Annotated in this window: 18 protein-coding genes; 4 read left to right on the top strand and 14 right to left on the bottom strand. The window is 62.3% G+C overall.

The window, feature by feature from the left end:
• The 4 genes from D9V28_RS10470 (at position 1) to D9V28_RS10455 (ending at position 5,050) form a co-directional block, all read left to right on the top strand.
• Positions 1–1,836, top strand: a complete 1,836-nt coding sequence (locus tag D9V28_RS10470) for a DUF4082 domain-containing protein (RefSeq protein ID WP_121659622.1) — start codon at positions 1–3, stop codon at positions 1,834–1,836.
• A 343-nt stretch (positions 1,837–2,179) separates the two neighbouring features.
• Complete coding sequence (locus tag D9V28_RS10465; protein ID WP_121659621.1) at positions 2,180–3,073, top strand: hypothetical protein; 894 nt, start codon at positions 2,180–2,182, stop codon at positions 3,071–3,073.
• Positions 3,070–3,747: a hypothetical protein gene (locus D9V28_RS10460; protein WP_121659620.1), complete on the top strand. Its 678-nt coding sequence runs from the start codon at positions 3,070–3,072 to the stop codon at positions 3,745–3,747. The genes D9V28_RS10465 and D9V28_RS10460 overlap by 4 nt, the downstream gene beginning before the upstream one ends.
• A 205-nt stretch (positions 3,748–3,952) precedes the next feature.
• Positions 3,953–5,050: an O-antigen ligase family protein gene (locus D9V28_RS10455; protein WP_188422836.1), complete on the top strand. Its 1,098-nt coding sequence runs from the start codon at positions 3,953–3,955 to the stop codon at positions 5,048–5,050.
• A gap of 123 nt (positions 5,051–5,173) precedes the next feature.
• Here D9V28_RS10455 and D9V28_RS10450 read toward each other — a convergent pair whose 3' ends face one another.
• From D9V28_RS10450 to D9V28_RS10385, 14 genes are all read right to left on the bottom strand, one after another.
• Positions 5,174–6,169 (bottom strand): rhamnosyltransferase WsaF family glycosyltransferase, encoded by a 996-nt coding sequence (locus D9V28_RS10450; protein WP_147440964.1) that lies wholly within the window; start codon positions 6,167–6,169, stop codon positions 5,174–5,176.
• A 343-nt stretch (positions 6,170–6,512) separates the two neighbouring features.
• A complete protein-coding gene (locus tag D9V28_RS10445) occupies positions 6,513–7,619 on the bottom strand; it encodes a glycosyltransferase family 2 protein (RefSeq protein ID WP_121659617.1) in 1,107 nt (368 codons plus the stop codon).
• Positions 7,616–8,722 (bottom strand): DegT/DnrJ/EryC1/StrS family aminotransferase, encoded by a 1,107-nt coding sequence (locus tag D9V28_RS10440; protein WP_121659616.1) that lies wholly within the window; start codon positions 8,720–8,722, stop codon positions 7,616–7,618. The genes D9V28_RS10445 and D9V28_RS10440 overlap by 4 nt, the downstream gene beginning before the upstream one ends.
• Positions 8,719–10,221, bottom strand: coding sequence for a lipopolysaccharide biosynthesis protein (locus D9V28_RS10435; protein ID WP_229727794.1), 1,503 nt, complete (start codon positions 10,219–10,221; stop codon positions 8,719–8,721). The genes D9V28_RS10440 and D9V28_RS10435 overlap by 4 nt, the downstream gene beginning before the upstream one ends.
• The gene (locus D9V28_RS10430) at positions 10,214–11,413 is read right to left on the bottom strand and encodes a glycosyltransferase family 4 protein (RefSeq protein WP_121659615.1); all 1,200 of its coding nucleotides are present in this window, start codon (positions 11,411–11,413) and stop codon (positions 10,214–10,216) included. Before D9V28_RS10430 ends, D9V28_RS10435 begins: the two co-directional genes overlap by 8 nt.
• Before the next feature lie 5 nt (positions 11,414–11,418).
• Positions 11,419–12,084 carry a NeuD/PglB/VioB family sugar acetyltransferase gene (locus tag D9V28_RS10425; protein WP_121659614.1) on the bottom strand — a complete coding sequence of 222 codons (666 nt, stop codon included), beginning with the start codon at positions 12,082–12,084 and terminating at the stop codon, positions 11,419–11,421.
• Positions 12,085–12,088: 4 nt separating this feature from the next.
• A complete protein-coding gene (locus tag D9V28_RS10420) occupies positions 12,089–13,234 on the bottom strand; it encodes a DegT/DnrJ/EryC1/StrS family aminotransferase (protein ID WP_229727796.1) in 1,146 nt (381 codons plus the stop codon).
• A 29-nt stretch (positions 13,235–13,263) separates the two neighbouring features.
• The gene (locus D9V28_RS10415; protein ID WP_121659613.1) at positions 13,264–14,283 is read right to left on the bottom strand and encodes a GDP-mannose 4,6-dehydratase; all 1,020 of its coding nucleotides are present in this window, start codon (positions 14,281–14,283) and stop codon (positions 13,264–13,266) included.
• Positions 14,280–15,347, bottom strand: a complete 1,068-nt coding sequence (locus D9V28_RS10410) for a Gfo/Idh/MocA family protein (RefSeq protein ID WP_121659612.1) — start codon at positions 15,345–15,347, stop codon at positions 14,280–14,282. Before D9V28_RS10410 ends, D9V28_RS10415 begins: the two co-directional genes overlap by 4 nt.
• A 44-nt stretch (positions 15,348–15,391) precedes the next feature.
• Positions 15,392–20,074: a DUF4082 domain-containing protein gene (locus D9V28_RS16115; RefSeq protein WP_220700483.1), complete on the bottom strand. Its 4,683-nt coding sequence runs from the start codon at positions 20,072–20,074 to the stop codon at positions 15,392–15,394.
• Between the two features lie 198 nt (positions 20,075–20,272).
• Complete coding sequence (locus D9V28_RS10400; RefSeq protein WP_121659610.1) at positions 20,273–20,926, bottom strand: response regulator; 654 nt, start codon at positions 20,924–20,926, stop codon at positions 20,273–20,275.
• A complete protein-coding gene (locus tag D9V28_RS10395; RefSeq protein WP_425325778.1) occupies positions 20,923–22,230 on the bottom strand; it encodes a sensor histidine kinase in 1,308 nt (435 codons plus the stop codon). Before D9V28_RS10395 ends, D9V28_RS10400 begins: the two co-directional genes overlap by 4 nt.
• Entirely contained in the window at positions 22,173–23,021 is an 849-nt protein-coding gene (locus D9V28_RS10390) for an ABC transporter permease (RefSeq protein ID WP_121659608.1), read from the bottom strand. The genes D9V28_RS10395 and D9V28_RS10390 overlap by 58 nt, the downstream gene beginning before the upstream one ends.
• A complete protein-coding gene (locus D9V28_RS10385; protein WP_121659607.1) occupies positions 23,018–23,950 on the bottom strand; it encodes an ABC transporter ATP-binding protein in 933 nt (310 codons plus the stop codon). The genes D9V28_RS10390 and D9V28_RS10385 overlap by 4 nt, the downstream gene beginning before the upstream one ends.
• Positions 23,951–23,973 lie beyond the last annotated feature (23 nt).

The following is a 23,973-nucleotide window of genomic DNA, read 5'->3' as shown; positions in this document are numbered from 1 at the left end:
ATGAGCGTTCCGACATCCCAACCGACAAACCGCCGCCGTTTTGGCCGAGCAGCCACGGTTGTCTCGATAACGATAGCCCTGGTGCTCAGCCTTGCCGTGGTCGCCATCGTGCGTGGGGACCGGCCTCAGGTCGATGGTGGCGAGACCGCGTTGAGCCCTCGCGCGACACCGAAAATCGTCACCGTTTCCGATCCAGAGCCGGTCGAGCTGGGAATGAGATTCAGCAGCGCCAGGGATGGGACGGTCGACAGCATGCGGTTCTATAAGGGACCCGAGAACACGGGAACCCATACCGGTTCGCTCTGGGATGAGTCGGGTTCTCTACTTGCTCGAACCACCTTCACGGATGAGTCCCCGTCCGGCTGGCAGACGGCGCAATTTCGCACTCCCGTTCCAATTCGCGCCGGGAAAAGCTACGTCGTGTCCTACTACTCCCCCGCTGGGCAATACTCAGCAGACGCGCAAGGGTTCGACTCGGCGCTCGCCCGCGGGAATCTGTCGATGCCCGCGGGCGCGGGGGTCTACACGTACGGAGGCGGTTTTCCCGAGGACAATCATCTGAACGCGAACTACTTCGTCGACATCCATTTCACCGAGGGCGAAGTTCCGTCGTCTCCAGCTCCGAGACAAGCGACAACGACTCCTCGGGCGAACAGCGACAAGACGCTCCCGCTCCCTCGGATTCCGTGGGAGGGCGGCCCTTCCTATTGGAAGCAGTTCCCTGCAGCAGACGCCGCTGGCTGGGACGAACCGGATTTCTTTCCCATCCTCGCGTGGTTCAACAGCTTCTCGAACGATGAAGAGGTGCAATACGACAAGACCCTCGGTATCAACACGTACAGCGGCATGTGGGAGGGCACGCCATACAGCCTGTTCGAAAACAACGGGGTCTTTTGGATCGGCGGACCCTTGAACGACACATTCTCCGAGTCCAGCAAGAACTGGGTGGGAAATTTCCTTGACGATGAAGTCGACGGTCGATTCACCCCAGAACAAGGCCGCGATCGTCTTCAGAAAAGTGTGGACGAGAACGCTGGCAACGGGCGGTTCAACTACGCGAACTTCACTCAAATGGTGATGGGCACGGACCTTCCCACCTCGGACGCGGAAGCATTCATCAACGACTACACCGATGTCGTGTCCATTGACATGTACTGGTACACAATCCCTTACTGCAGCCTGCTCCCTTATCGGGACGTCTACATCACGCCGGTCAAGCAGAGCAATTGTCGGACCGCGTCGAGTTACGGGAAGACGATGGAGTCGCTTCGGACTCGCGATGCTGCTGACGGCAAACTTCAACCGATGTGGCAGTGGATCGAGAACCTCAACGGTGGCCCCGGCGGTGGAGAATTCACGGCGCACATCACCGGGGGGCAGCTTCAGGGGGCAGTGATGAATTCACTGATACATGAAGCTCGAGGGATCGCCTACTTCAACCAAAGCTTGAATGGTCCCTGTCAGAGCGGCAACGTCTTCCGTCAATCGCAGGTGGTGGAGAACTTCTGCGGCGCCGAGCAGATCGAGGCAGCGAAAACCATCAACACCCGAATCGCCGAACTCGCTCCCGTATTGAACTCCCAATCGTATGACTACTCCTTCGGAGCTGGGACGGACACCATGCTCAAGACGCACGATGGTGACGCATACATCTTCGCGATGATTGACGGCAAAACCCAGCCGGGCGAACGGACCTTCACCGTGCCGCCTGGCGTCACGGGTACAACTCTCGATGTGCTGTTCGAGGACAGGACGATCGAGGTGGATTCCTCCGGACGGTTCACGGACACCTTCGCCGATGAATACAGCTATCACATCTACCGCGTGGCCCAATAGCTCGCGTCGCAAGGTTGGCGAACGCGCCGTCCGGCGCACACACCCGAGCGCTCCCCCCTTATTGGGACGCTTGGTCACAGAGCATCTCTGTCAGAGTTGTGAGGAAAGCTCGACTTTTGGATACGCCGGAGGGGAACACGATCGACATGACCCGAAATTCTCCCTGCGGCGGCGGGCCAGCGACCGCTGCCTGCACGAGGCGTTGGACATCGCGACTCTCTGTCGCGTGGGATCAGAACACGTCGTGGGAAGCAGGCACAATTCCGCTTCCTCGAAATGACGAAGCACCAGGACGCCAGACGGCCAGAGGATTGCCAAGAGCGATGGAAATGGGACACAACTAATGCGACTTGCGGAAACGTTCTCAGTACTCAAACGACGCTGGTATCTGGTCGTCGCCGGCCTGCTCCTCACCGCCACCGGCTGCTATTACATCTATGCGCAAGTGCCAGCCACCTATGAGGCCAAAGGAAGCGTCGTCCTCATGCCCCCGTCGGCGACCGTAGGCGACGAGGGAAACCCGTACCTTTTCCTTGGCGGCATGGGACAGGCTCTCGACGTCCTCACACGGCACGTCAACGCCGCAGAAATCGTCGACCCCGTTCTAGACGCCCACCCTGGCACCAGCTACACAATCGAACCGGATCGAGACACGAGCGGGTCCATCATCCAGGTAGTGGCAACGGGGCCAGCTGCAGACGAAACCATGGACGTTCTGGCCGCGGCACTGGATACCATCCCAATCTCGCTCGACGCGATGCAGGATGAGCTCTCGATCGAGGACTACCTGCGTATCGGGCTCATGACGGTCGTGGTTGACACCGAACCAACCATCGAACAGAAGCAGCGCGTTCAGCTACTGATCTTCGTCGCCGCCGGCGGAATCGTGGGAACTCTTCTCCTCGCAGGCCTGATTGACGGAATCCTACTCAGCAAGCGACGACGTAAATTGCATCCGGACGACGCAGAGCCCCAGTCGAAGACTGAACACACCGAGCCCGTCGACGGCTTCGGCCCTCCGAGGAATCCAACGTTGACAGAGCTGGCAGGTGTCACAGAAGAGGTCCGGTCGCCCGTCAGCGTGCCGCACGCTGACCAGCGGGACACCAGCCCCGTCGGAGCGCTGCCAACCAGCCAGATCCCCCGCAAGAAACGTAAGGTTCGCGTCCAACAAGTACCGAGCGAACAAGAGGATCCGTCGACCTCACCGGAGAGCGTTGGTGCGTCACGCTCATGACCGTCCTCGCACTCTGGAGAGTGTTGCTCGCCAGATGGTACGTGGTCCTCATTGGACTTGCGTGCACCACAGCGGCATTTCTCGCCCTCGACGACAGCCCCCGCGTGTATTCGGCCCAAACCGACGTGTTATTCGTCCTCCCCGGGAACGTCGGTATTCGAGGATTGAATGACGGATTCGCTGAAACACTGATCAACTTCACCGGTCTGGTGGGAGAGAAAGTCAACGAAGGACGCACCTCCTTGAAATTGTCGTCGCCTTCGGCCCCCCTGTTCGGAACTGGTGTGCGAGAAGGGGCTTCCATCTCCCTCGTCGACGCCGGCGGCCAGTGGCAGCGCTCTTTCAACCGACCCGTGATTTCCGTCCAGGTAGTGGACTCGTCTCCAGAGAACGTCGAAAGCGTGATGAAAGGGATCGTTCAGGATATTTCACGAACCGCGGAAAACGTCCAGGCCGAGAGCGGTACGGACGCGAGCAAGTACATCACGATTGAAACCGCACCCGAGAGCATTGAGATCACCTCATTCGGTGCAACACGCATGAGCACAGCCAAAGGGCTCATCGCCCTCACGATTGTCGGAGGCGGGCTCACCATCGGGACAGCGGTCTACCTTGACCGCAGAGTCGCCAACCGTCGTAACCGACAGGGGAGGTCTCATGTCCCTGCGGAGTAGCCCCTTACAGTCGACTCTGGATCGGCGGGGCGGCAAACGTCCATTCGACGCCGTCTCATTTCTGACGCTCTATCTTGTCCTGACCTGTGCAATCCCTTCTTACCTGGTCATCCCCGCCCTGGGCTCTTTGGGGCGGCCGTCCACCCTGTTTGCCTTGGCAGGGCTCTTGTGGTGGGCCCTTCACCGAGTCAGCACGCCGGTTCCCGTGACGTCAGGTTCAGCACCGGTCCGCATCACGTTGCTCATTTTCACCGGTGTCGTCCTCGTGAGTTACGCGCTTGCAAGCTTTTTGGGGATTCCCTCGTCTGAGTCGAGCCCCGCTGACAGCGGGGTGCTCCGCATGGTCGGATGGGTGGGTGTTGCGCTCATCGCTAACGACGGAATACAAACCCACGAACGACTCGATGCGCTCCTGCGGCGAATCGTCGTCATCGGCGGGTTGATGGCAACGCTCGGGCTTGCGCAGTTCTGGACGGGCGTGTCGCTTGTCGACTGGATATCGCTGCCGGGTTTCATTCGGGACGGCAACTTTGACAACGTGCAAAGCCGGGCAGGGTTCGTACGATCCGCCGGAACTGCGTCACACCCGTTGGAATACGGAGTCGTCTTGTGCATGGCACTTCCGCTGGGGATAGCGATAGCACTGACAGAAAGCCGGAGGTCACCCTGGCTTCGCTGGCTTCCGGTCGCGGTCATGGCGTTCGCGTCCATGCTTTCCGTCTCTCGGTCCGCGCTGATCGGCGTAGCTGTTGGGGTTCTCATTCTCGTGCCCGGGTGGCCACGGAAAATCCGGCTCGCAGCCCTCGGAGCGGTGATCGCTTTGATGGGAGCCGTCTACGTGCTTGTACCGGGCATGGCCGGTACGATCAGGGGCCTGTTTCTCGGCGTCGGCAGCGACTCGAGCACCGTTTCCCGCACCAATGCCTACGACCAGGCGCTGGAAATCGCCTCACGAAACCCACTGTTTGGTCGCGGATTCGGCACTTTCCTTCCGCAGTACCTCATACTCGACAACCAGATTTTGCTCTTGATTATCGAGCTCGGTATCTTTGGCCTCGTTGCCGGCGCAGTAATGGTCGGAACAGCGATGGTCGTGTCCTGGCGTTCCGGCCGCGCGATGACAGACTTCGCGGCTGCGCAGAAGCGATTCGCCATCGCAGCGTCAATCGCGGCGGGAACTGTCACCTTTCTTTTCTTCGACGGCCTGAGTTTCCCCATGGCTGCAGCCATTTTCTTCACGATGCTCGGCGTCGCTGGCTCTGCCTCGTGGATCGCAACCAACGAATCCCGCGCCCTGAGGTGACCTTCCCTCGATTCACGCATGCGGGAGCGATCGCGTGGAGAGTTCCCGTGAACACGATGGTTGACTCTGCCACATGAAAACGCATCGACGACCGTGACCAGCACGGCCGTCGATGCGGAACGGTTACGCGGTTCGGCTGGGTTCCCGCCCTCCGCGAAGGTCGAGGTTTGGATGGTGCGCGGCGCTGTTCCCAGCCATCGGGTTCGTACCCGCTGTAGCCGCGCGCCCGCTGTGGTATTCGTCCCCGCTTAGATGCTCTGCCCGGCTCAGTTCATCCCGAACCACATCAGCGACCACCTGCTGCGCCTTCCCCCACCCTCGACGAACGTGACGCGCAGCGTCGGCTGGGCGAGCCGCGTCGACCGACTGGCGGACAATCTGTGCAAGACCCTCCGCCAGCCCGCCGGGCGTCGGTACCGCCCACACGGCTTGCGTGTTCTCCAGGTCCGCTCGCGCGAGCGAGGAATCGTTGATAACCGGTCTGGCCCCCGCTGCAAGCATCTCCTCGGCGACGAGTGAGATATTCGTGAAGGAAAGGGCAAGTCCGCCGATCGTCTCGTTGTAGAGATCGTTCAGCTCATCCGGCGTTAGGCGGCCGTGCCTGATCACAGGAATCTCCCAATCCGCAACCGGATCCCCGTAAATGTGGATGTCCACTTCGGGATGTTTTTGGTGGAACAGTTGCAGTGTCGCCTTCCCCAGTTCGTAGCCGCGGCGATCGTTGCCGGGCTTCGCGTAAAACACAACTCCGGAGCGACCCGCGACGTTGTGAAGCGAGTACGTTTCGGTGTCGCATCCGAACGGCGCGACGTCGACGGTCACCCCTTCGTTCTGGACGAGCGCTGCAACCATATTTCCGAGGGCGATCGTTCGAAGACCAAAGCGGTAGCTGTCTTCGGCGTAGGTGTACAGGGATCCTCGCGGATAGAAATACGGCTCGTAATCCTGCACGAAATAGAGTCGCGCTGGCGGCAGGTCAGACCTGGACGCGATCACATGGGCCGATTCCCATGAACTGGCGATAACGGCATCTATGCCGTCGAGCCCGTCGTCGACATTTGCCACCTTCGCTGAAAGCCAGGGCCAGCCATTTCGAATGACCGCTTCCCTCCGGGTCATTTCACCACGGTGTGGGTCATAAAGAAACAAGGTGCAGGCATATCCGCGCTCCTCGAGACCTTGCACCATTCGAAAGAGAGTCGTGTGCCCACCAGAGCCTGGCCCAGGGGCAGTACACACGATGCCAATTCTCTTCGGCCCGTCGGTTGGCGACGCTGCCACCCGATTCCGTTCGGGAAGCCGGGTTGAATCGGCGAGGTCTTCTGGCCGAATCGTGAAGTCGATCGAAGGAACGTCGAGTCGCCGATAGAGTGCGCGAACGCTTCTTTGCGCAATCCCCTTCAGCCCGGCTGACTGAAGCCGCCGAACGATCTCGGTAACGCGTATTTGCTCGCTCACCATGTCAATACACTCCTTCCTTGTGCCACCTGTGCCACCTGATGTCTGTTTGAACCCGTCCGCGCAACCGGCGTGCAAAAGAGCCAAGAGTCGGACGTGTTGATGAAGCTCGGCGGGCCTGAGTCCGAAGAATGCGGGCCCATTCCGGTGATGAAGTAACTGTCCCGTCGAGAGTCCTCGCCATGGCGAGGTACGCTTCGAAAATCGCCGGATCCGGCAACCCCTGATCGAGCTCGTGTTGCGCAACCGACACAGCTTGCCTCGCGAGCGTTGCTGCTGCCACCGGCGCAAGGCTGCGCACCGCAGGGATCGAACCAGCGGCCCCGGCGAAGAGCGTCTCGAACGCGTCAATCCGCCCACGCATATCTTTCAGGGGATCCACCTGCGTCGCGGAGAGGCTCGCTGAATGCTCGCGATGCCACGCCTGGTCCGCTCCCCGCACGTACGCGACGTCTGAAAAGGCGGCGAACCGAAGCCAGTACTCCATATCGTGTGTGTGGCTGAGGGGCGCCTGGACTCCGATCTCCGTCAAGACGGACCTACGCATGACCACCTCTGGCGAGGTGATGACGTTGGAACCCGACCGACACCGATCGGCCAGCCACTCGCGTCCCGGCCACACGGTCCACCCGGTCGGGTTCAACCTCGGCGTCGGCAATGTGGTGCCCTCAAAGTGCAAGGGGTGACCGTAGATCAGGCCCACCGATGGGTATACGCGCCCCACCTGGGTTGCCCGATACAGCGAGCCTGGGACAAGTACGTCATCGGCATCGAGCCTCACCACAAACTCGCCTGTGGCGAGAGCAGCACCGTTGTTGAACGCCTGAACGACGCCCTCGTTTTTGTCATGCGCCAGGACCTTGACGCGCTGGTCCTCTCGTTCGAGGAACCGCGCAGTCGCCAGGCTGTCGTCGGTCGACGCGTCATCGACAATGACGACGTCGACGATCACGCCTTCCTGCGCCACGGCGCTTCGCACTGCCTGTGACAGAAACCGTCCGTAATTGAAGCAGGTGATGACAACTGACACCGTGGCGGGAGGTCCGCCGGCATTACGTGGGCGAACTTTGATCCTGGCGTCCAGGCCTTCAGTTTTGCCTACCAGGGTCATCGCGAACTCACCGCCCGACGTAATGTGTCGGCCACGTACTGCACCTCATCCATTGAGATTCCCGGGTATAGCGGCAATGAGATGATCTCTCGCGCGAACTGCTCCGCTCGAGGGAAGTCGCCGTTGGAATAGCCGAGCCCCGCGTATGCCCGGTGGATGTGGACGGGACGTGGATAGTGAATTCCGGCTCCGATCCCCGAGGCGTTAAGTTGAGCCACAACGTCATCCCGCCGGGGAACCCGAACGACGTAAAGGTGATAAACGTGCTCATTGCCCTCTGCCACCTGCGGAAGAACAATTTCTTCTACATCTGAGAGCAACTCGGTGTACCGCTCAGCTGCCCGCGCCCGTTGAGCGTTCCATTCGTCGAGCAGCGCCAGCTTCGCTGAGAGCACGACGGCCTGGAGGCTGTCCATTCTTGAGTTGAATCCAACCTCGGGGTGCTCGTATTTCGCAGTCCCGCCATGGTTACGGAGCCGCCTGACCGCGTTCCCGATCTCTTCGGAATCGGTCATCACAGCGCCGGCGTCGCCGTATGCGCCGAGGTTCTTACCCGGGTAGAAGCTTGTTGCACCGACCGTCCCTAGCGAACCCGCACGTTTTCCGTAGCGTCGGGCTCCCTGGGATTGTGCAGCATCCTCCACGAGAACAATGTCTGTTCCGATGCCCGCGCGAAGCAGTTCTATTGGTGCCGCCTGCCCGTAGAGATGAACACCAATCACCGCCCTGGTGTTTGGGGTTATCTGTCGTTGAACGTCGTCGACGGAGATGAGGTAGTTGTCGTCGCAATCAGCGAGCACCAGCGACGCTCCGGTGCGCATGACCGCTCCTGCCGTGGCGACAAACGTGTTCGCGGGGATCAGGACATCATCGCCGGGCCCGATGCCTGCCGCTCGGAGCGCCAATTCAATCGCATCGGTACCGTTCCCAACTCCGACCGCCTGCGTAACTCCGCAGTAGTTTGCCCACAGCTCTTCGAATTCTTCGACCTGCGGCCCCAGAATGAAACTGCTCTCGGCGATCACCCGGTTGAATCCCTCCCTGATCTGATCGGCGATTTGAGACTGCTGACGGCTGAGATCAACCAATGGCACCTGCATCATGACGTTCCTTTTCCTGGTTCAACAACAAGGGGTGAAAAACTTTCGGTGGTGGGAAGAAGTGGCACGGCGGGTGCGGAAGTCCACTCCCGGAGAACCGCAACGCGCCGTCGGAGCCATCGCCACATGACAAGGCCGTAGAGGAGGGTTCCGACGAAACCGGCCACAACGAACCCGGTCACCGGATCGGGGATCGCGGCAAGCAACAGGGCGGCAGTGAGTCCCGCGGGAGCCGCTGCGAGGATCGGGGGCCAGAGAGCGCCAAGCGCGGCACGAAGGTCAGCGCCGTTGCGGACAAGCGCGACGCCATAGGCAGGACACACGACCAGGAGCGCAACGGCGAGGTGCGCGATCCCAACACCGACTATGCCCGCGACGTTCACCCCGACCAGCGTCGCCGGAATGAGCGCGACTATCCACACCACCTGCACGATGAACGTGACTCGCGACGCCCCACGGGCGAGAAGGAACGACGCGGCGAGGTCGAAGACGGTCCGCAGTGCCCCGAACATACCGAGCCAGACGAGCACTGTCGCGGCTACTGCCCACTTGGAGCCATAGAGAACGTCGATCAGCGGCGCTGCCAGAACGGCGATCATCAGCCCGGCAAGGAGTGCCACCGCCCACACCGGACCGAGCGCGATCGAGAATGACCTGTCTGTTCCACGGGACTTCAGCCTCGCAAAGGCGGGGATGGAAACCGACCGAACAACCTGCCCGATTGCGCTCATCGGCCAGTTGGAAACGTTGAACGCGAGGTAGTAAAACCCGAGGGATAACGCTCCGGCAAATCGTGAAATCACAACGCTGTCCACGTTTAGCAAGGCCCAGGACAGCATGTTCGCTCCGGCCACGGGAACACCAAATGCGAGGATCCCGGGGGCGAGCCGTCGATCGAATCCCAGCCGCACCTTCTCGCCGGATAACGCGTACTGCAGGAGGAGAACAACGCACTGGGCAGCCAGCCGTCCGATGGCCAATGCCATGACTCCCCACCCGAGCAGGATGAGGACGATTGTGATCGATGTTCCGACAACAAAATCCGCTATTGCGATTCCGAACAGTTTCTTCTGGGCAAAAGCTCGCTGGAGTGCGGCGTATGGCACGACGCCGGCGCCAGCCAGAAAGAGGGATGCCGACATCACGGCGATGACAGGGCCCGCCTCTGGGCTCCCGAGCAGATCGGCGAGACTCTGCGCAGACAAAGCCATCCCGAGCGCAAGGAACGCCCCAGCCACAAGAGCCAGGGTTGCGACGGTTGGCGCCTTCTCCCTGGGCGACTCAGACCTGATGAGGTCTGTACTCATGCCGAGGTCCGCGAGAGTCATCAGTACCGTCTGCACCGTGAGGGCAACCGCGAAAACACCAAACTGCTCCGGCGCGAGGAGCCGGGCCAGCACGATTCCAACAGCAAAGCTGCCCATTCGGAGGAGGAGGCTGTTCACGCTGCTCCATGCGAGGCCGCGAGCGATCTGTCCGTTCAGTGAGGAGTTGTCAGCCACGAGCGGACTCCTTCTCCAGGTCGCCGCGCAGTGATTGCAGGCGCATGGCCGTGCGAAACTTCGCGAATTCGTAGGTTGTCGTGGCAAGGGAGCGAGCCGCCCGTGATCGTTGCCCGCCTGTGTTGGACGCCGTCGCGTAAATCTGCGCAAGTCGCCGTCCGGCCAGCTTGACGTCGAAGCGTGATTCGACAAGATCGCGTCCGAAAGCGCCGAGTTCTGAGCGACGACGAGGATCCGTGAGAAGTGCTTGCAGTATCGGGTTGAGATCCGTCACTCCCCCGCCACCGTGACCGAAGAACCCGTCGGTGAGGAACTGTCGCTGACTTTCGGGAGTCAGCAGCCGCCAGAAACCACCGGCGCCTTGAACGACAAGAGGCTTGGCGAACGCCATTCCTCTCAGCGCTGATCCCCCCATCCCCAGGACGACGTCTGCGGCGGCATATGCCGGGCGAGGGTCGAGAAGGTTTCCCATCACGCGGATGACGTCAGCTCCATGGCGCGCATTCACGTCTTCCGCTCGGGAGCGCACCTTGACCATGCCCTCTCCGTCACCGGCAATCACCAAAGTCACCCTGCTCGTGCGCGCAAGCTCGTCAACGACGGCAATCGCTTCGAGCACGCCGAAATACTTTTCGTGTTCGACGGACAGCCGACCGACCACGCTGGTCACAAACGCATCCGCGTTCAGGTTCAGATCAGTCCGAGCGTTCTCACATGCGTCCGGATGATTGGACGTGACGTCGATGGGCGGCTCGATCACATGGGTGTCGCGACCGCGGCCGCGCGCTTCGGCAGCCAGTCCTTCGGTACCGACGATGATGGGCAAGTGATGCGGGAGGAAGTCCGGAACATCCATCGACAACACAGTCATGACCGTCGGGATACCAAGCGACCTCGTTGGCCCGTAGGCCGCCTCAAGACTGGGCGGCCACTCGTAGGTGTGCACGACGTCGACTCCGAGCCGGCGAGCTGTCTGCGTGAGGGCGTTGATGGCCCGAACGTCGAGAGGGTGCTTACGTGGTGGAGCGGGAATGTAGTCGAGCCCGAATTCTTCGATCGTTGACACGAGTACATCCGGCGCGGCGTATATCGTCACTCGGTGGCCAGCGTCCCGGACTTCCCTCGCAAGCTCGAGAGCATTGATCTGACTTCCACCGACGGTGAGCTCGTGTGGGCAAACGAGGATGTGCATCGGATTCACCCCTGGATCTCTGCTGAACCGACGATGGGCGCGTTGTTTTTCTGTCGCGCGGGAACTCCGATCCAGGTTTCTCCTGATGGGAGATTGGTCAGGAGCGCTGCAGACATTCCGAGCGTGGCCGACTCTCCGACGACGACGTGTTGCCGGACTGAAGCGTTCATGCCGATATAGGCGCCGCGGCCGATATGAACGCCGCCGCCGAAGACCGCGCCGGCGGCAACGGTCACGAAATCCTCAAGGACATCGTCGTGGGTCAATGTCACGTTCGGCATGATCACGACGTGATTCCCGATGGCGACCGATGCGGTGACAGCAACGTTTGCCAAAACGATCGAACCGTGGCCGATCGAGCTGCGAGAAGGATTCCGCACGGTCGGGTCGACAACGGTGGTGTAGCCGGCCGGCCCGACCCCAAGCTCGGTCAGCCTGGCGACGATCCGTTCCCTGGCGACGCCCGATCCCACGCAGACCAGCAGTTTGGTGTCCACGTAATCGAGCGCACGTTCGGTTGGGCCGAGAACGGGAACACCATCGAACTCGTCGGACATGTCAGCCCACCCGTCGTCCAGGATGCCGAAGACAACGTGGGTCTGCCCTTCCCGTATCACCGCGAGCACTTCGCGCGCGAGCCCGCTGGCTCCGACAAGTAGCGTCTTCTCCATCCGGTCAGCTCCCGGCTGCTGCGAAAGAGAGGTCGACCCGGCGAGCGGTAGCCGCCTCCCGAATACAGGCAACGACCCTTTCGAGTTCGCCAGAAGTGATCTGATGAAATACCGGCAGGATCAGGGTGCGATCCGTGAGGAGCTCGGTGACAGAGAGATCCGCCGTGCCGGTGTTCCGGCCCCGGTACGCCGGCTGCCGGTGGGATGCCATGATTCCCCTGCGTGCGGAGATTTCGTTGGCGGCGAGGTGCTCGAGCAGCTGATCGCGGCTGAGGGCAAATTCAGGCGACAGCTCGATCCACAGGGATTGAAAGTTCGTGGTGCCCCATACCGGGTCACGCACGACGCGAATGCCCGCAACATCGCCGAGGGACTCGGTGTACGAAGCGGCGACTTCTCTCCGCCTGTTTACGATGTCGGCGAGTCGTCCCAGCTGGACGATGCCCACAGCGGCCTGCAGATCGGTCATCCGGTAGTTGAACCCGATCTCGCCATATTCCTCCGGAGCTGCGAGCACGCTGGCGTGACGGTCGGTGGCCGAGACGCTCATCGCGTGCTCCCTGAGCCGCCTGGCCCTGTCAGCCCATTCCTGGTTGTTGGTGGTCAGCATCCCGCCTTCACCGGTCGTCAGGATCTTCCGCGGGTGAAACGACCATGCCGTGACGTCGGCACCGGCACCGACCGGCCGGCCCCGGTATGTCGACCCGGCACCGCACGCGGAGTCCTCAATCACCCGGATACCTCGGGGATCGCACAGCGCTCGAATGGGTCCGAGATCTGCCGGCATCCCGCCCTGGTCGACAACGATGACCGCGGTGGTTCGATCGGTCAGCGCCGCCTCGATCGTCGCGGCGGTCACGTTGCCCGTTTCGCGGTCGACGTCGGCGAACACGGGGCGTGCAACTACGTAGGTCGGTGCGTTTGCCGTTGCGATGAAGGAGAACGACGGCACGACGACGTCGTCACCTGCCTGAATACCTGCGACGACGAGGGCGAGGTGCAGTGCTGTTGTGCAATTGGAGGTGGCCACAGCGAACGAGGAGGCCGTGGCATCCGCAAATAAAGATTCGAACCGTGCCACTTGCGGACCCTGAGCCACCCAGCCTGACTCGACGACAGCCTCGAGCGCCGCAATTTCTTCGGAACCCATCCAGGGTTTCATCACGTTGATGCGGGACATCAGGCGGTCACCGGCTCCCAGTTGCGTTCTTCGACACGGGTCAGCATGTCGTCGACTGCGGTGGATCCGTTCTGGAACCACCGGACGAGATCGACTACGCCGTCTTCGAAGGCCACGCGGGGTGCGAATCCGGTGAGCGCGTGCATCAGAGACGGATCTCCGAGCAGCCGTCGAACGTCTCCCGGCCTTGCGTCATCGTGAATCGGTTCCAGATCCGGGCGACCGACAGCTCGCGCGACCGCCGCGCACAGGGTGTTCATCGTGACTTCGGTGCCAGAACCGAGGTTGATGGTCTGGCCGGCAACGCCTTCTGCGGTCGCCAGGAGAGCCAGAGCCGCAGCCGTATCTGACACGTGCATGAAGTCACGGGTCTGTTCACCATCACCGTAAATGACCGGCCGCATGCCACCGAGCAGGCGCACTATTGTGCGCGGGAGAACCTCGCCGCTGTCACCCTCGAAGTGGCTTCGAGGGCCGTAGGTGTTGAACGGCCGGACGACGACGGTGTCCATTCCGTAGGTCCGAAAGTGAGCTCGTGTGTACGCCTCACCGGCGAGTTTGCTGCCTCCGTATACCGTCTCGGGCCAGGTTGGGTGCCGCTCATCCATTGGCGCCACCTGCGCGGTGCCGAAGACTTCGCTTGTGCTCGCGTAGACGAACCTGCCGACCGCGTTCTGTTTTGCGGCCTGAAGCAACTGGAGTGTGCCCTCGGCGTTGACGCTGTGGTTTTCCATCGGATCGTGGAGGCTGTGCCGAACGCCGAGGCAAGCCAGGTGGAAGACGATGTCCGTGCCCGCGAGCGCGCGCTGTCGAGCATCGTCGTCCCTGATGTCGCCCTCAAGAAGTTGCACGCGGGGGTCATCCTGCAGGTGGGCAAGGTTGTCGCGCTTGCCGTTCACCAGATTGTCGAGCACGAGGACCGAATCGGCACCGTCTGCGAGAAGTCGATCGACGAGGTGACTGCCGATGAATCCTGCTCCTCCTGTGACGAGAACCTGCGTCCCGCGTAGTTCGCTCATCGTGCTGTCTCCATCTGTCGGTCGTTTCGGGTTGGGACGACGGCGCTGCCCGACTCCGCCAGGCTTCGGGTTGCCGCTTCGAGAACGGAGAGGACCCGGAGTCCGGCTTCTCCGTCGGTCCGCGACGGCTGTCCGGAGCGGATGCTGGCGGCGAACTCCGCGGCCATGGTCGAAAGCGCCTCACGTTCAGGCAGCGCAGGCGACCAGGTGTCGCCCAGCCGGTAGGAAATGTTCGCGTCCCTGCGATCAGCGCGAGCGGCCGATTGTTTGCCGAGGTCGACTCCCCTGTCATACACGCTCAGTCGTTGTTGCGGGTTGAGGTCGTCCCACACCAGGGTTCGCTTGCTCCCGCCGATGACCATCTGCCGAATCTTGGTGGGGCTCAGCCAGTTGACGTGCACATGGGCGATAGCCCCGCTTTCCAGCGGCAGCGTGAGATAGCCGATGCACGAACGCCCAGCACCGAGCGGGTCAGCACCCTGCGCTGCGACCGCTGTCGGCCGCAGGCCGCCGGGCAGAACGAAGTCGAGAATAGAGAGGTCGTGCGGGGCGAGGTCCCAGAACACGTCCACATCGGGCTGGATGAGTCCGAGGTTGATGCGCACGGAGTCGATGAACAGGATCTCGCCGAGCGCACCCTCTGCGATGAGTTCGCGAATCTTCAACACCGCCGGTGTGTAGCAATAGGTGTGGTCCGCCATCAGGATCAGTCCGCGCGTAGCCGCTTCAAGAACCATGGCTTCACCGTTGCTGCCCGAGTCGGCGAGTGGCTTCTCGACAACAACATGCTTTCCAGCGGCGAGCGCCTGCATCGCAATCGGGTAGTGGGTTCGAGCTGGCGTCGCGATGGCTATGGCGTCGAGATTTTCGGATGCCAGTAGCTCGGTCAGCGACGTAACTACCGGTACCTGACCGACCTGGCTTGCAACTTTCTCAGCGCGTTCCCGGTCGAGGTCACAAACCGCGACCAGATCCCAGTCGGGGCTGGCTGAGAAGTTCCGGGCCAGGTTCGGTCCCCAGTAGCCGGCGCCGACGACGGCGATCCGAAGTTTCTCGAGTGTCATGTTTTTCCTCACGGTGAAGACGTGCTGGTCGTGGATGGTGGGCGTCACGGGGTGGGTCGGAAGATCACATCTACCCAGTAGTTGTGCTGAGAGGTGAATGACGGGAGACCGGTCGAGTAGGTGTACCTGCCCCCTCCGGCGACGGTTGTGAGCGGTCCAACGGTTCTCGCATTGGCCAGATCGTTCGCGGTCACGGAATAGCGACCGACCGGCGCCGTGTAGCTGACGATGTATTGGGCGCCAGAGCGGATGAGGACGGGGTTGCTGAACAGGGCGAACTGCCACCCGCTTGCACTTTCATTCACGAACGTTGCGGTGGCGAGGGCCTGGCCTTCTGGACCCCAGAGCGTGCCAACGTGAGCACCGACGTCCTGCGTGCCCTTGTAGAAACGAACACCGAGGACTTCACCGGCAGCCGATGAGGTGAACGCCATTCCGACCTGCACCGATTTCCGGTCATCCCAGTTGGTATTCGCGGGTGTTCCCGTTGGTCCAAAGACTGAGACCACTCCTGGCTGGGCGAGCGGGTCGCCAGCCGGTCCCGGGGTCGGCGTGGGCGTCGGGGTTGGAGTCGGCGTCGGCGTCGGCGTCGGCGTCGGGGTTGGGGTCGGCGTCGGCGTTGGGGTCGGCGTTGGAGTCGGCGTCGGCGTCGGCGTCGGCGTCGGGGTTGGAGTTGGAGTTGGAGTTGGCGTCGGCGTTGGGGTCGGCGTCGGCGTTGGGGTCGGCGTCGGCGTTGGGGTCGGCGTCGGAGTCGTCGTGGTCTGCGTGAACTCCACGTCGACGAAGTAGTTTGTCGACTCGTAGGAGAAGGTCGGCAAGCCACCGCCACTGCCATATAGATAGCGTCCGGTGATTCCTGTCAGGGGTCCGGAGACCCGTGGTGTTGCGAAGAATCCGGAGGTGTAGGAGTAGTGCCCCTGCGGAGCGTAGTAGGACACCACGTACTGAGCGCCGACGGTCAACGGAACCGGAGTGGACAGTCGCGCCGTCTGCCAGCCCGTCGCCGACTCGCCGGTGAAATTCACCGTCGCCACACGTTGACCGGCCGCGTTCCACAGCGAACCGGTGTGCGCTCCGTTGTTTCCGACTCCCTTGAAGAATCGAATGGCGGTGACCGAACCGGCCTGGCTTGCCGTGAACGCCATCCCCAGCTCGACCGGTGCTGAATCGTCCGTTGCTGCGGGAACGACAGGTGTCACGTTCCCGAGCACCGTATGCGTTGTCGTCGACTGGCTGGTCGCAGCGGTGCGGAAGGACCACTGCTGGTTTGCGAGTGCCGTTCCTCCCGTCGATCTGATGCCTGAAGCCGTGACGTTGATCGACGCATCAGCCGGCAGAGTCCCGGTCGGGGTGAAAGTGATGGTCCTCTGGTTCGCGCTCAGCCCGAGCGTTCCGGCGAGGCGTGTGCCGCCCGATGAAACAGCGAGGTCGTACCCAGCGGCGATCGCCGTCGAGAATGTAATCGATACCGCCGAGTTCCGTGCGACGTTCACGGCGTTGGCCGCGGGCGTCGTGCTCACAACGCTGAGCGGCGCTGGAGTGTTCTCGAAAACGACGTCTACGGAGTACCCGGTTGTTGTTCTCGTGTTCGGGAACACATTGGCGTAGCTGTAGACACCGGAGTTGGCCGCGACCTGGAGCGGTCCCCTGCTCATTCCACTCGCGTATTCATCGAGGGTCACCGAGTAGTGACCAACCGGCGCTCGGTAGGAAGCCACGTACTCGGTTCCTGCGGTGACGGCGACGGGCTGCGCAAAGTAGACGGTCTGCCATCCTGATGTGCTCTCGCCGCTGAAGACCGCTGTTGCCAGTGACTGACCCGTGGATGACCACAGGGTCCCGACGTGGCTTCCGGTGTTGCCAGCTGCCTTGTAGAAGCGGACACCCCGGATGACGCCATTCTCTGTGGATGAGAATCGCACGCCGAGCGTCACAGCTTCAGGATCGCCGACCTCTAGAACACCGGGAACTGCTCCGTCGTCGTAGAGACTGCACGGGCACACCCCTGGCTGCGCCGGCGGTTTGACTGTCGTGAACGACCACTCGCCCCGGGCGACCGGCTGCTCACCGGTTGTTCCCGCGATAGAGAGTGACACGGAGTACTTCACAAAACCGGCGAGGGCAGTTGCCGGCGTGAATGTGGCGGTGCGCGTGGTGGCGTTGTACGTGGTCGCTCCGGTCACCACGGCGCCGAGGCTGTCTTTGACAACCATGCGAATGGACGCGGGAGTGACGGCCTGCGACAGCACGGCACTGATCACCGTCGTTGTCGAAACACTGGACGAGTCAGGAAGCGGCCACTGCTGCGATGCTCCAAGAGGGGAAGCGTCAGCTGTGTCGAAGATCGGGTCGACGAAGTAGTTGCTGCGCTCGTAGCTTTCACTCGGGAATCCCTGGTTGGTGTTGTACACGGCCGCAGCTGGTGACCCGAAACCGCCCGTAACTTTCAGCGGATGACGAGTGACGTCTGCATAGGCGGCGAAGTCTGTATCGATCGCGTAGTGCCCTCGTGGAGCGAAGTATGAAACGACATAGGTTTGCCCCGCTGTGACGGAAATCGCACTGTCGAATTTCGCCGTCTGCCACCCTGACGCGGTCTCCTGCGTGAACGTAGCCGTTGCCAGGCGCACGCCATCGCTTCGCCACAGCGAACCGGTGTGGGTTCCGGTGTTTGCACTGCTCTTGTAGAAGCGGACGCCGGAGACGAACCCGTTGACAGCCGGTGTGAAGCGCAGCCCCAGTTCAACCGGTTGCGCGTCACCGCTATCCGGTCGCGACGGTGTGATGTCGCCAAAGAAGGAGTACGGACCGGTGACGTTGAGCGTGCGGGTGACAGGCGTTGCGGGATAGTTCGCGCTGTCATCGATGGCCCGAGCCATCACATTCGTTGCACCCATGCCCGTCTGCACGTAGGAGTATGACCACGCGGTGGTGCCGGTTGCTGCGTGCCAGGTCTCTCCGCCATCGGTCGATACTTCGACGCCGGCAACGCTGCCGCCGACATCCCGTGCGGTACCAGACACTGTGACACGTTTTCCGTTAGCAGCTGTCGCATTCTGAGCCGGGCTGTCAATGGTCACGGTCGGCGCAGTCCGATCGGCGCTTGCCGTTGCCGGAACAAGCCCCGCGGCGAGAGACGCCGGCTGCGCTCCCATATCTGCGAGGAGGTTCACCTGGGCCTGCTGCATCCGAGGATCAGCGGCAGCACCATTGCCGTCATGTTCGGCGTCGAGCCCCCATGCCCACTGAATGGTTCCTGCGGAGAAGACGAGCGCTCCACTCGGTGCCTTGTAGAGGGTCATGTGGTGGGTGGTGGTTCCGGCCGCCACTGTGTTGCCGTAGTCCTGCAGGTATTCCGGCACCGCACCGGTCGTCGTCGACAGTCGGATGAGTCCATCGGGCCGGAAGCCGTTGTCGACGTCTTCGTTCGACTCATAACCGATGGTGTGCGCCGCGAGGGACGCGGTGGATCCCGCGGCGAGGTTCGTCAGATTGGTGTTGCGCCAGAGGCGAAGCTTGCCCTCGCTCGCGGTCACCTTCATCGCAAGGTCCGAGTAGTTGACCTGATAGAGCGTGCCGATCAGTGCGTTCTCCGGTTGCCCCGCGCCCGCTGACTGGGGCGCGTAACGCGGGTCTCTCCAGGTTCCCGTCCACTGGGCGGACGGGTCGATCTTTCGATAACTCCAGGTCTCCTTGTAGCTCACGAGCGTGCGGTACGCGGTGGCACTCGTATCCGCGGATGGCTCATATCGCGTTCGCCAGTAGCCCTCGTTACCCGCAAGGAATTGCAGGTTCACTCCCGCGTCGCGCGCAGCTTCGATGTTCGCCTTTTGCGCGCCCGACCAATACTCGTCATGACCGACCGAGAGGAAGACGTTGTGGTTCTTCAGCAGCGCGCCGCGCCTGTCGGTATCGACGCCGCTGAAGTAGCTGACGTCGTAGCCGTTCTTTTCCATGAATCGCACCTGGGCGTATTCGCTGGAGAAGTAGAAATCTCGACCGTTGAAATCGGCCCGGGTGTTGAACGGGCGGTTGTAGCTGATCTTGTACGCACGGCCGTTGGCTGCGCCCTGATAGAAGTCGCTTCCGCCGTAGGTGTTGTAGGCGTGCCAGGTGGGGTCGGAGGTTTGGAAAAGAACGTCAGAAGTGCTGGCTTCGTTGCGAACGATGAAGATGATGTGGCTGGATCCACCGGTGTCTGCGCGTTTCAGAAGTGCGACATACACGCCGGAAACGGCGCTTGCCGGAACGTTCCACGAGGCGGACACCCCCCACGTGCCACAGTCGTAGAGCTCTGTGGCCGCTTCGGTTATGCACTCCCTCTGTGTTGCTGGGCGATTTGGCGCAAGGACGGCGCGATCGATGTAGCGGGCACCGAGACCCTGGTAGTAGCCAGTGCGGTAGATGTCGACCGTGTAGTTGAGCACGTCAGAGTCGATCTTGAAGTCGATGCGGTTTCCGACGTTCACACTGATTTCGGTGGCGAAGCCTTGAATAGTTCGGTCGCCGGCTCCGTCGATGTCCCAGACGTCTGGATCGGTGCCTTGCTTCGAGTTTTCGCACACTATCGGATTGGACTCGGGACCGCAGGGCTCAGCGGCATATGCCGCCCCGGCCCCGAGAGGAACCGCGAGGGTGACAATCAGCACGAAAGCTGCGGCGAGCGCCAGGGAACTGCGCGACACTCGACTGCGGAACTGGTGGGCCAGCTTGCTCGATCGGGGCACTTCAGTACTCTTCTCACCTGAGTGCGGCCACGACAATCACCGCCTCCTGCCGTGCCGTGGAGGAGGTGGGATGGGTCGCTGTAGCCGCAGGGCACTAAACGTGATGGATATTCACGTTCTGTGTGAAAAGAGTAGCCCGGGGCACCCCCGGCGCACTCCCCCCTTTTCGGGTGAGAAAACCTCAGGTTATCGGATCGGCTAAACCAGACCCTCACGGTGGGCGAGGATCACGGCCTGCACCCGGTCACGGAGTTCGAGTTTGAAGAGGATTCGGCCGACGTGCGTTTTGACGGTCGACTCCGAGAGGAAGAGACGCCCGGCGATCTCCGAGTTGGACAATCCCTCGCCGACGGCGGTCAGTACTTCCAGTTCACGTTCGGTCAGCGTCGCGAGCCGTGAAGAGGAGCCATCTGCACCGACCACCGGCAGCTTGCCACCGTAAAGGTCGAGCATCCGTCGTGTGATTCGGGGTGAGACGCTCGCCTCCCCCGTCGCCACCGCGCGGACGGCGGCGAGCAACTCTGCCGGCGGAGCGTCTTTCAGCAGGAACCCGCTCGCTCCGGCGTTGAGGCCACCAAACGCATACTCGTCCAGGTCGAACGTTGTCAGGATGATGACCTTCGCGTCTGGCTGCTCCGCCACAATGCGTCGCGTCGCCTCGATTCCGTCAAGCGCCGGCATTCGGACGTCCATCAGAATCACATCCGGCCGAAGTGCACTCGCGCGATCGACAGCGGTTGCCCCATCTGCCGCTTCACCGACGACCTCCATGTCGTCCTCCCCGGCGAGGACCATCGCGAGCCCCATCCGCAACAGGTCCTGGTCGTCAACGATCATCAACCGAATGCTCATGGGTTTTCTCCTGTTTCCGGCATCGTCATGTGGACGCGCCATCCGCCGCCAGACATGGGGCCACTCGTTACGGTCCCGCCATAAAGGGCAGCACGCTCAGCCATGCCGACGAGTCCGCGACCTGTGCCCTCAGAGACCGGGGTTTCTCCGGCCTTGCCGTCGTCTGTGACCGTGACGGTCACCGCACCGTCGGCACATTCCAGTACGACATCCACACGACTCGGTTGCGACGCGTAGCGAAGCGCGTTCGTGAGCGCTTCCTGGACCGCGCGATAGATCGTCACCTGCGCTCCCTGGCCGACGGGAGGAACACCGGTTACGGTCAATGTCGCCGGTAGTCCCGTTGCCCGATAGCTCTCAACGAGCTGCGGAAGTTCGTCGAGCGTCGGCTGGGGAGCCCGCTCCGCGATTTCGTTCTCCTCGTCGCGAAGAATCCCGAGCAGGCGCCTCATCTCGGCGAGCGACGCACGCCCGGTCGAGCCGACGTTTCTGATGGCGGCGAGCGATGCGTCTGGATCCTTCTCCACCATGGCCTCAGCCCCATCGGCCAGTCGAATCATCACCGACAGGCTGTGCGCAACGATGTCGTGCATCTCCCTGGCAATTCTCGAGCGTTCGGATGCCGCGGCCAATTGCGCCTGCTGGTCACGTTCTCGAGCCAACTGGCCTGCACGGTCGACAAGGGCCCCGATGTAGCGCTTGCGGTTGCCGATATTGATGCCGATCAGAACCGCGAACAGCCCGCCAATGATCGTGGAAATCACATCGGCATCGGCCGGGTCGGTTGCTATCCCTGCCGTGGCAAGACCGGCGAGCGCGACCGCCACTGCGGTGGCGCCAAGTCCGATCCACGCCGCCCGAACGCTGTGATGAACGGCAACAGAGTAGAGGGCGATAGTGAGAGCTATCGGCCCCATACTGCTCGAGTTCCAGATGAACAGCGCAGTGACGGCGAGAGTGATGATGAGCGCGGTCATCGGTGCGCTGCGTCGCTTGTAGAGCGCCACAGTAGTGACTGCCCCGAGGAGCAGAGCGAACGTGTTGAGGACGGGCGACAGAGATCCGTCGACGTAGGTGACGATGCGAGCGACTGCCTCAGGGAACGCGTAGATCGAGGCGATGAGGATATCCGCCGTGCGCAAGTGCCTCGCCCAAAACAGGCGGATAACGCCGGGGGGCCGAGGCAGACGAAGCTCCCCGTCCGCACCCTGAGTGGCGTGCGGCGGGGAGCTGTTCGGCGTCTCGGTCAGGCGTCTCTCCGCTTCATCAGGATGGCCCCGGCTGTCAGCGAGGCTCCCACCCAACCGAGCACAACAAGCAGCTGCTGCCAGGGCTCGAGGGCAGGGTTATCCGATTGTAGGCCGAGAGCTCCGAGGCCCGCTTCGGAAATGAGGTACGGAACCGTGTTCGTTGCCCACTCGGCTGGAATGAACTGCAGAACCGTCGGCAGGATGAGAATGATGCCGAGCACCACGGAGATGCCACCGGCCGAGTTGCGAACGACGGTGCCGACGCCGAGAGCGAAGACCGCGATCAGGGCGAGGTACAGCGCTCCGCCGATCACGGCGCGCAACACGTCGGGATGGCTGAGCGGCGCGGCGATTCCGCTGCCTGAGAGGAACGGACTGCCGATCAGGTACGCGCCGACTGTAGAGATGAGCCCGACGACGAACGTTGCCACGAACAGGACGAGCGCCTTGGCCCAGAGCACCGGCAGGCGCCGAGGAACCGCTGTGAACGTCGAACGGATCATTCCTGTGCCGTACTCGCCTGCAATGAAGAGCACACCGAGGACGGCGGCGACGAGTTGTCCGAGGGCCACCGGGAACGAGCTGACCTGCATGACGATCCCCGTCTGCGCCTCGGCCGGGAGCGACCCCTCCATTGTGCTCGCGAGCGTTGCGGCGAGCACAGCCGTCAACGCGAAGGACATCGCAATCAGGATCGCGTATGACCATACGGTTGATCGCAGGCTGCGCAGCTTGATCGTTTCGGAGCGAAGGATGCCGGCGAAACGCACCGGGCTCGCGGTGGCGCCCCGTGGCATCCGCAGTTCTGGCACTTCAAGCGCCCCATTCAGTGAGTCGGTAGTCATCGCGAGACCTCCAGGTTTCGCGCGGAGGCACCTGTGCGGTACTCCACATCGTCATTCGTGAGTTGCAGGTAGGCCTCTTCGAGCGAGGCTGAAATCGGGGTGAGTTCGTGCAGGGCGATCCCTCCTCGAGCGGCGAGGTCGCCGATGGTTCGGGGGTCGAGTCCGGTGACGGTGAGCATGTCGTGCTCAGCGTGGGTGATGGTGACGTCGGGGGAAGCGAGCGTTGAGGCGAGAACGGATGCTTGTGGCGAGCGAACTCGGACGCTTACGAGCGAAGCGCCGCCAATGATGTCCGCGACAGGGGAGTCGGCGATCACGCGTCCCTTGCCGAGGACGATCAGGTGGTCGGCTGTCACGGCCATCTCACTCATCAGGTGACTCGACAGAAGGACGGTGCGTCCCTCAGCCGCGAGGCCCCGAACCAGCGATCGCACCCAGCGCACCCCCTCCGGGTCGAGGCCGTTGATGGGTTCGTCGAGGATGAGAGTCTGCGGGTCGCCAAGCAGGGCAGCGGCGATGCCGAGCCGCTGCCCCATGCCGAGTGAGAATCCGCCGACGCGCTTGCGTGCGACGGACTCGAGCCCGGTGAGTTCGATCACCTCGTGCACCCGACGCTTCGGGATGCGGGCCGTCGCCGCGAGGGCGAGGAGGTGGTTCTCGGCATTGCGTCCGGTGTGAACGGCTTTCGCGTCGAGCAGGGCCCCGACCTCGGAGAGCGGTGAGGTGTGGGCGGCGTAGTACCGGCCGTTGACGGTGACTCGGCCTGCCGTGGGGCGGTCCAGCCCGACGATCATGCGCATCGTGGTGGACTTGCCCGCGCCGTTTGGTCCGAGAAATCCCGTCACGATTCCGGGCCGGACAGTGAACGTAATGTCGTTGACCGCGGTTTTTTGCCCGTAGGTCTTGGTGAGGTTGCGTGCTTCAATCATGCTGCGAGATTACGGGCGACCGG

The sequence above is a fragment of the Mycetocola zhadangensis genome (assembly GCF_003668565.1).
In the GTDB taxonomy this organism is placed as follows: domain Bacteria; phylum Actinomycetota; class Actinomycetes; order Actinomycetales; family Microbacteriaceae; genus Mycetocola_A; species Mycetocola_A zhadangensis.
The sequence above is the reverse complement of the archived record's forward strand: the minus strand, read 5'-3'. Positions and strand labels throughout refer to the sequence as shown.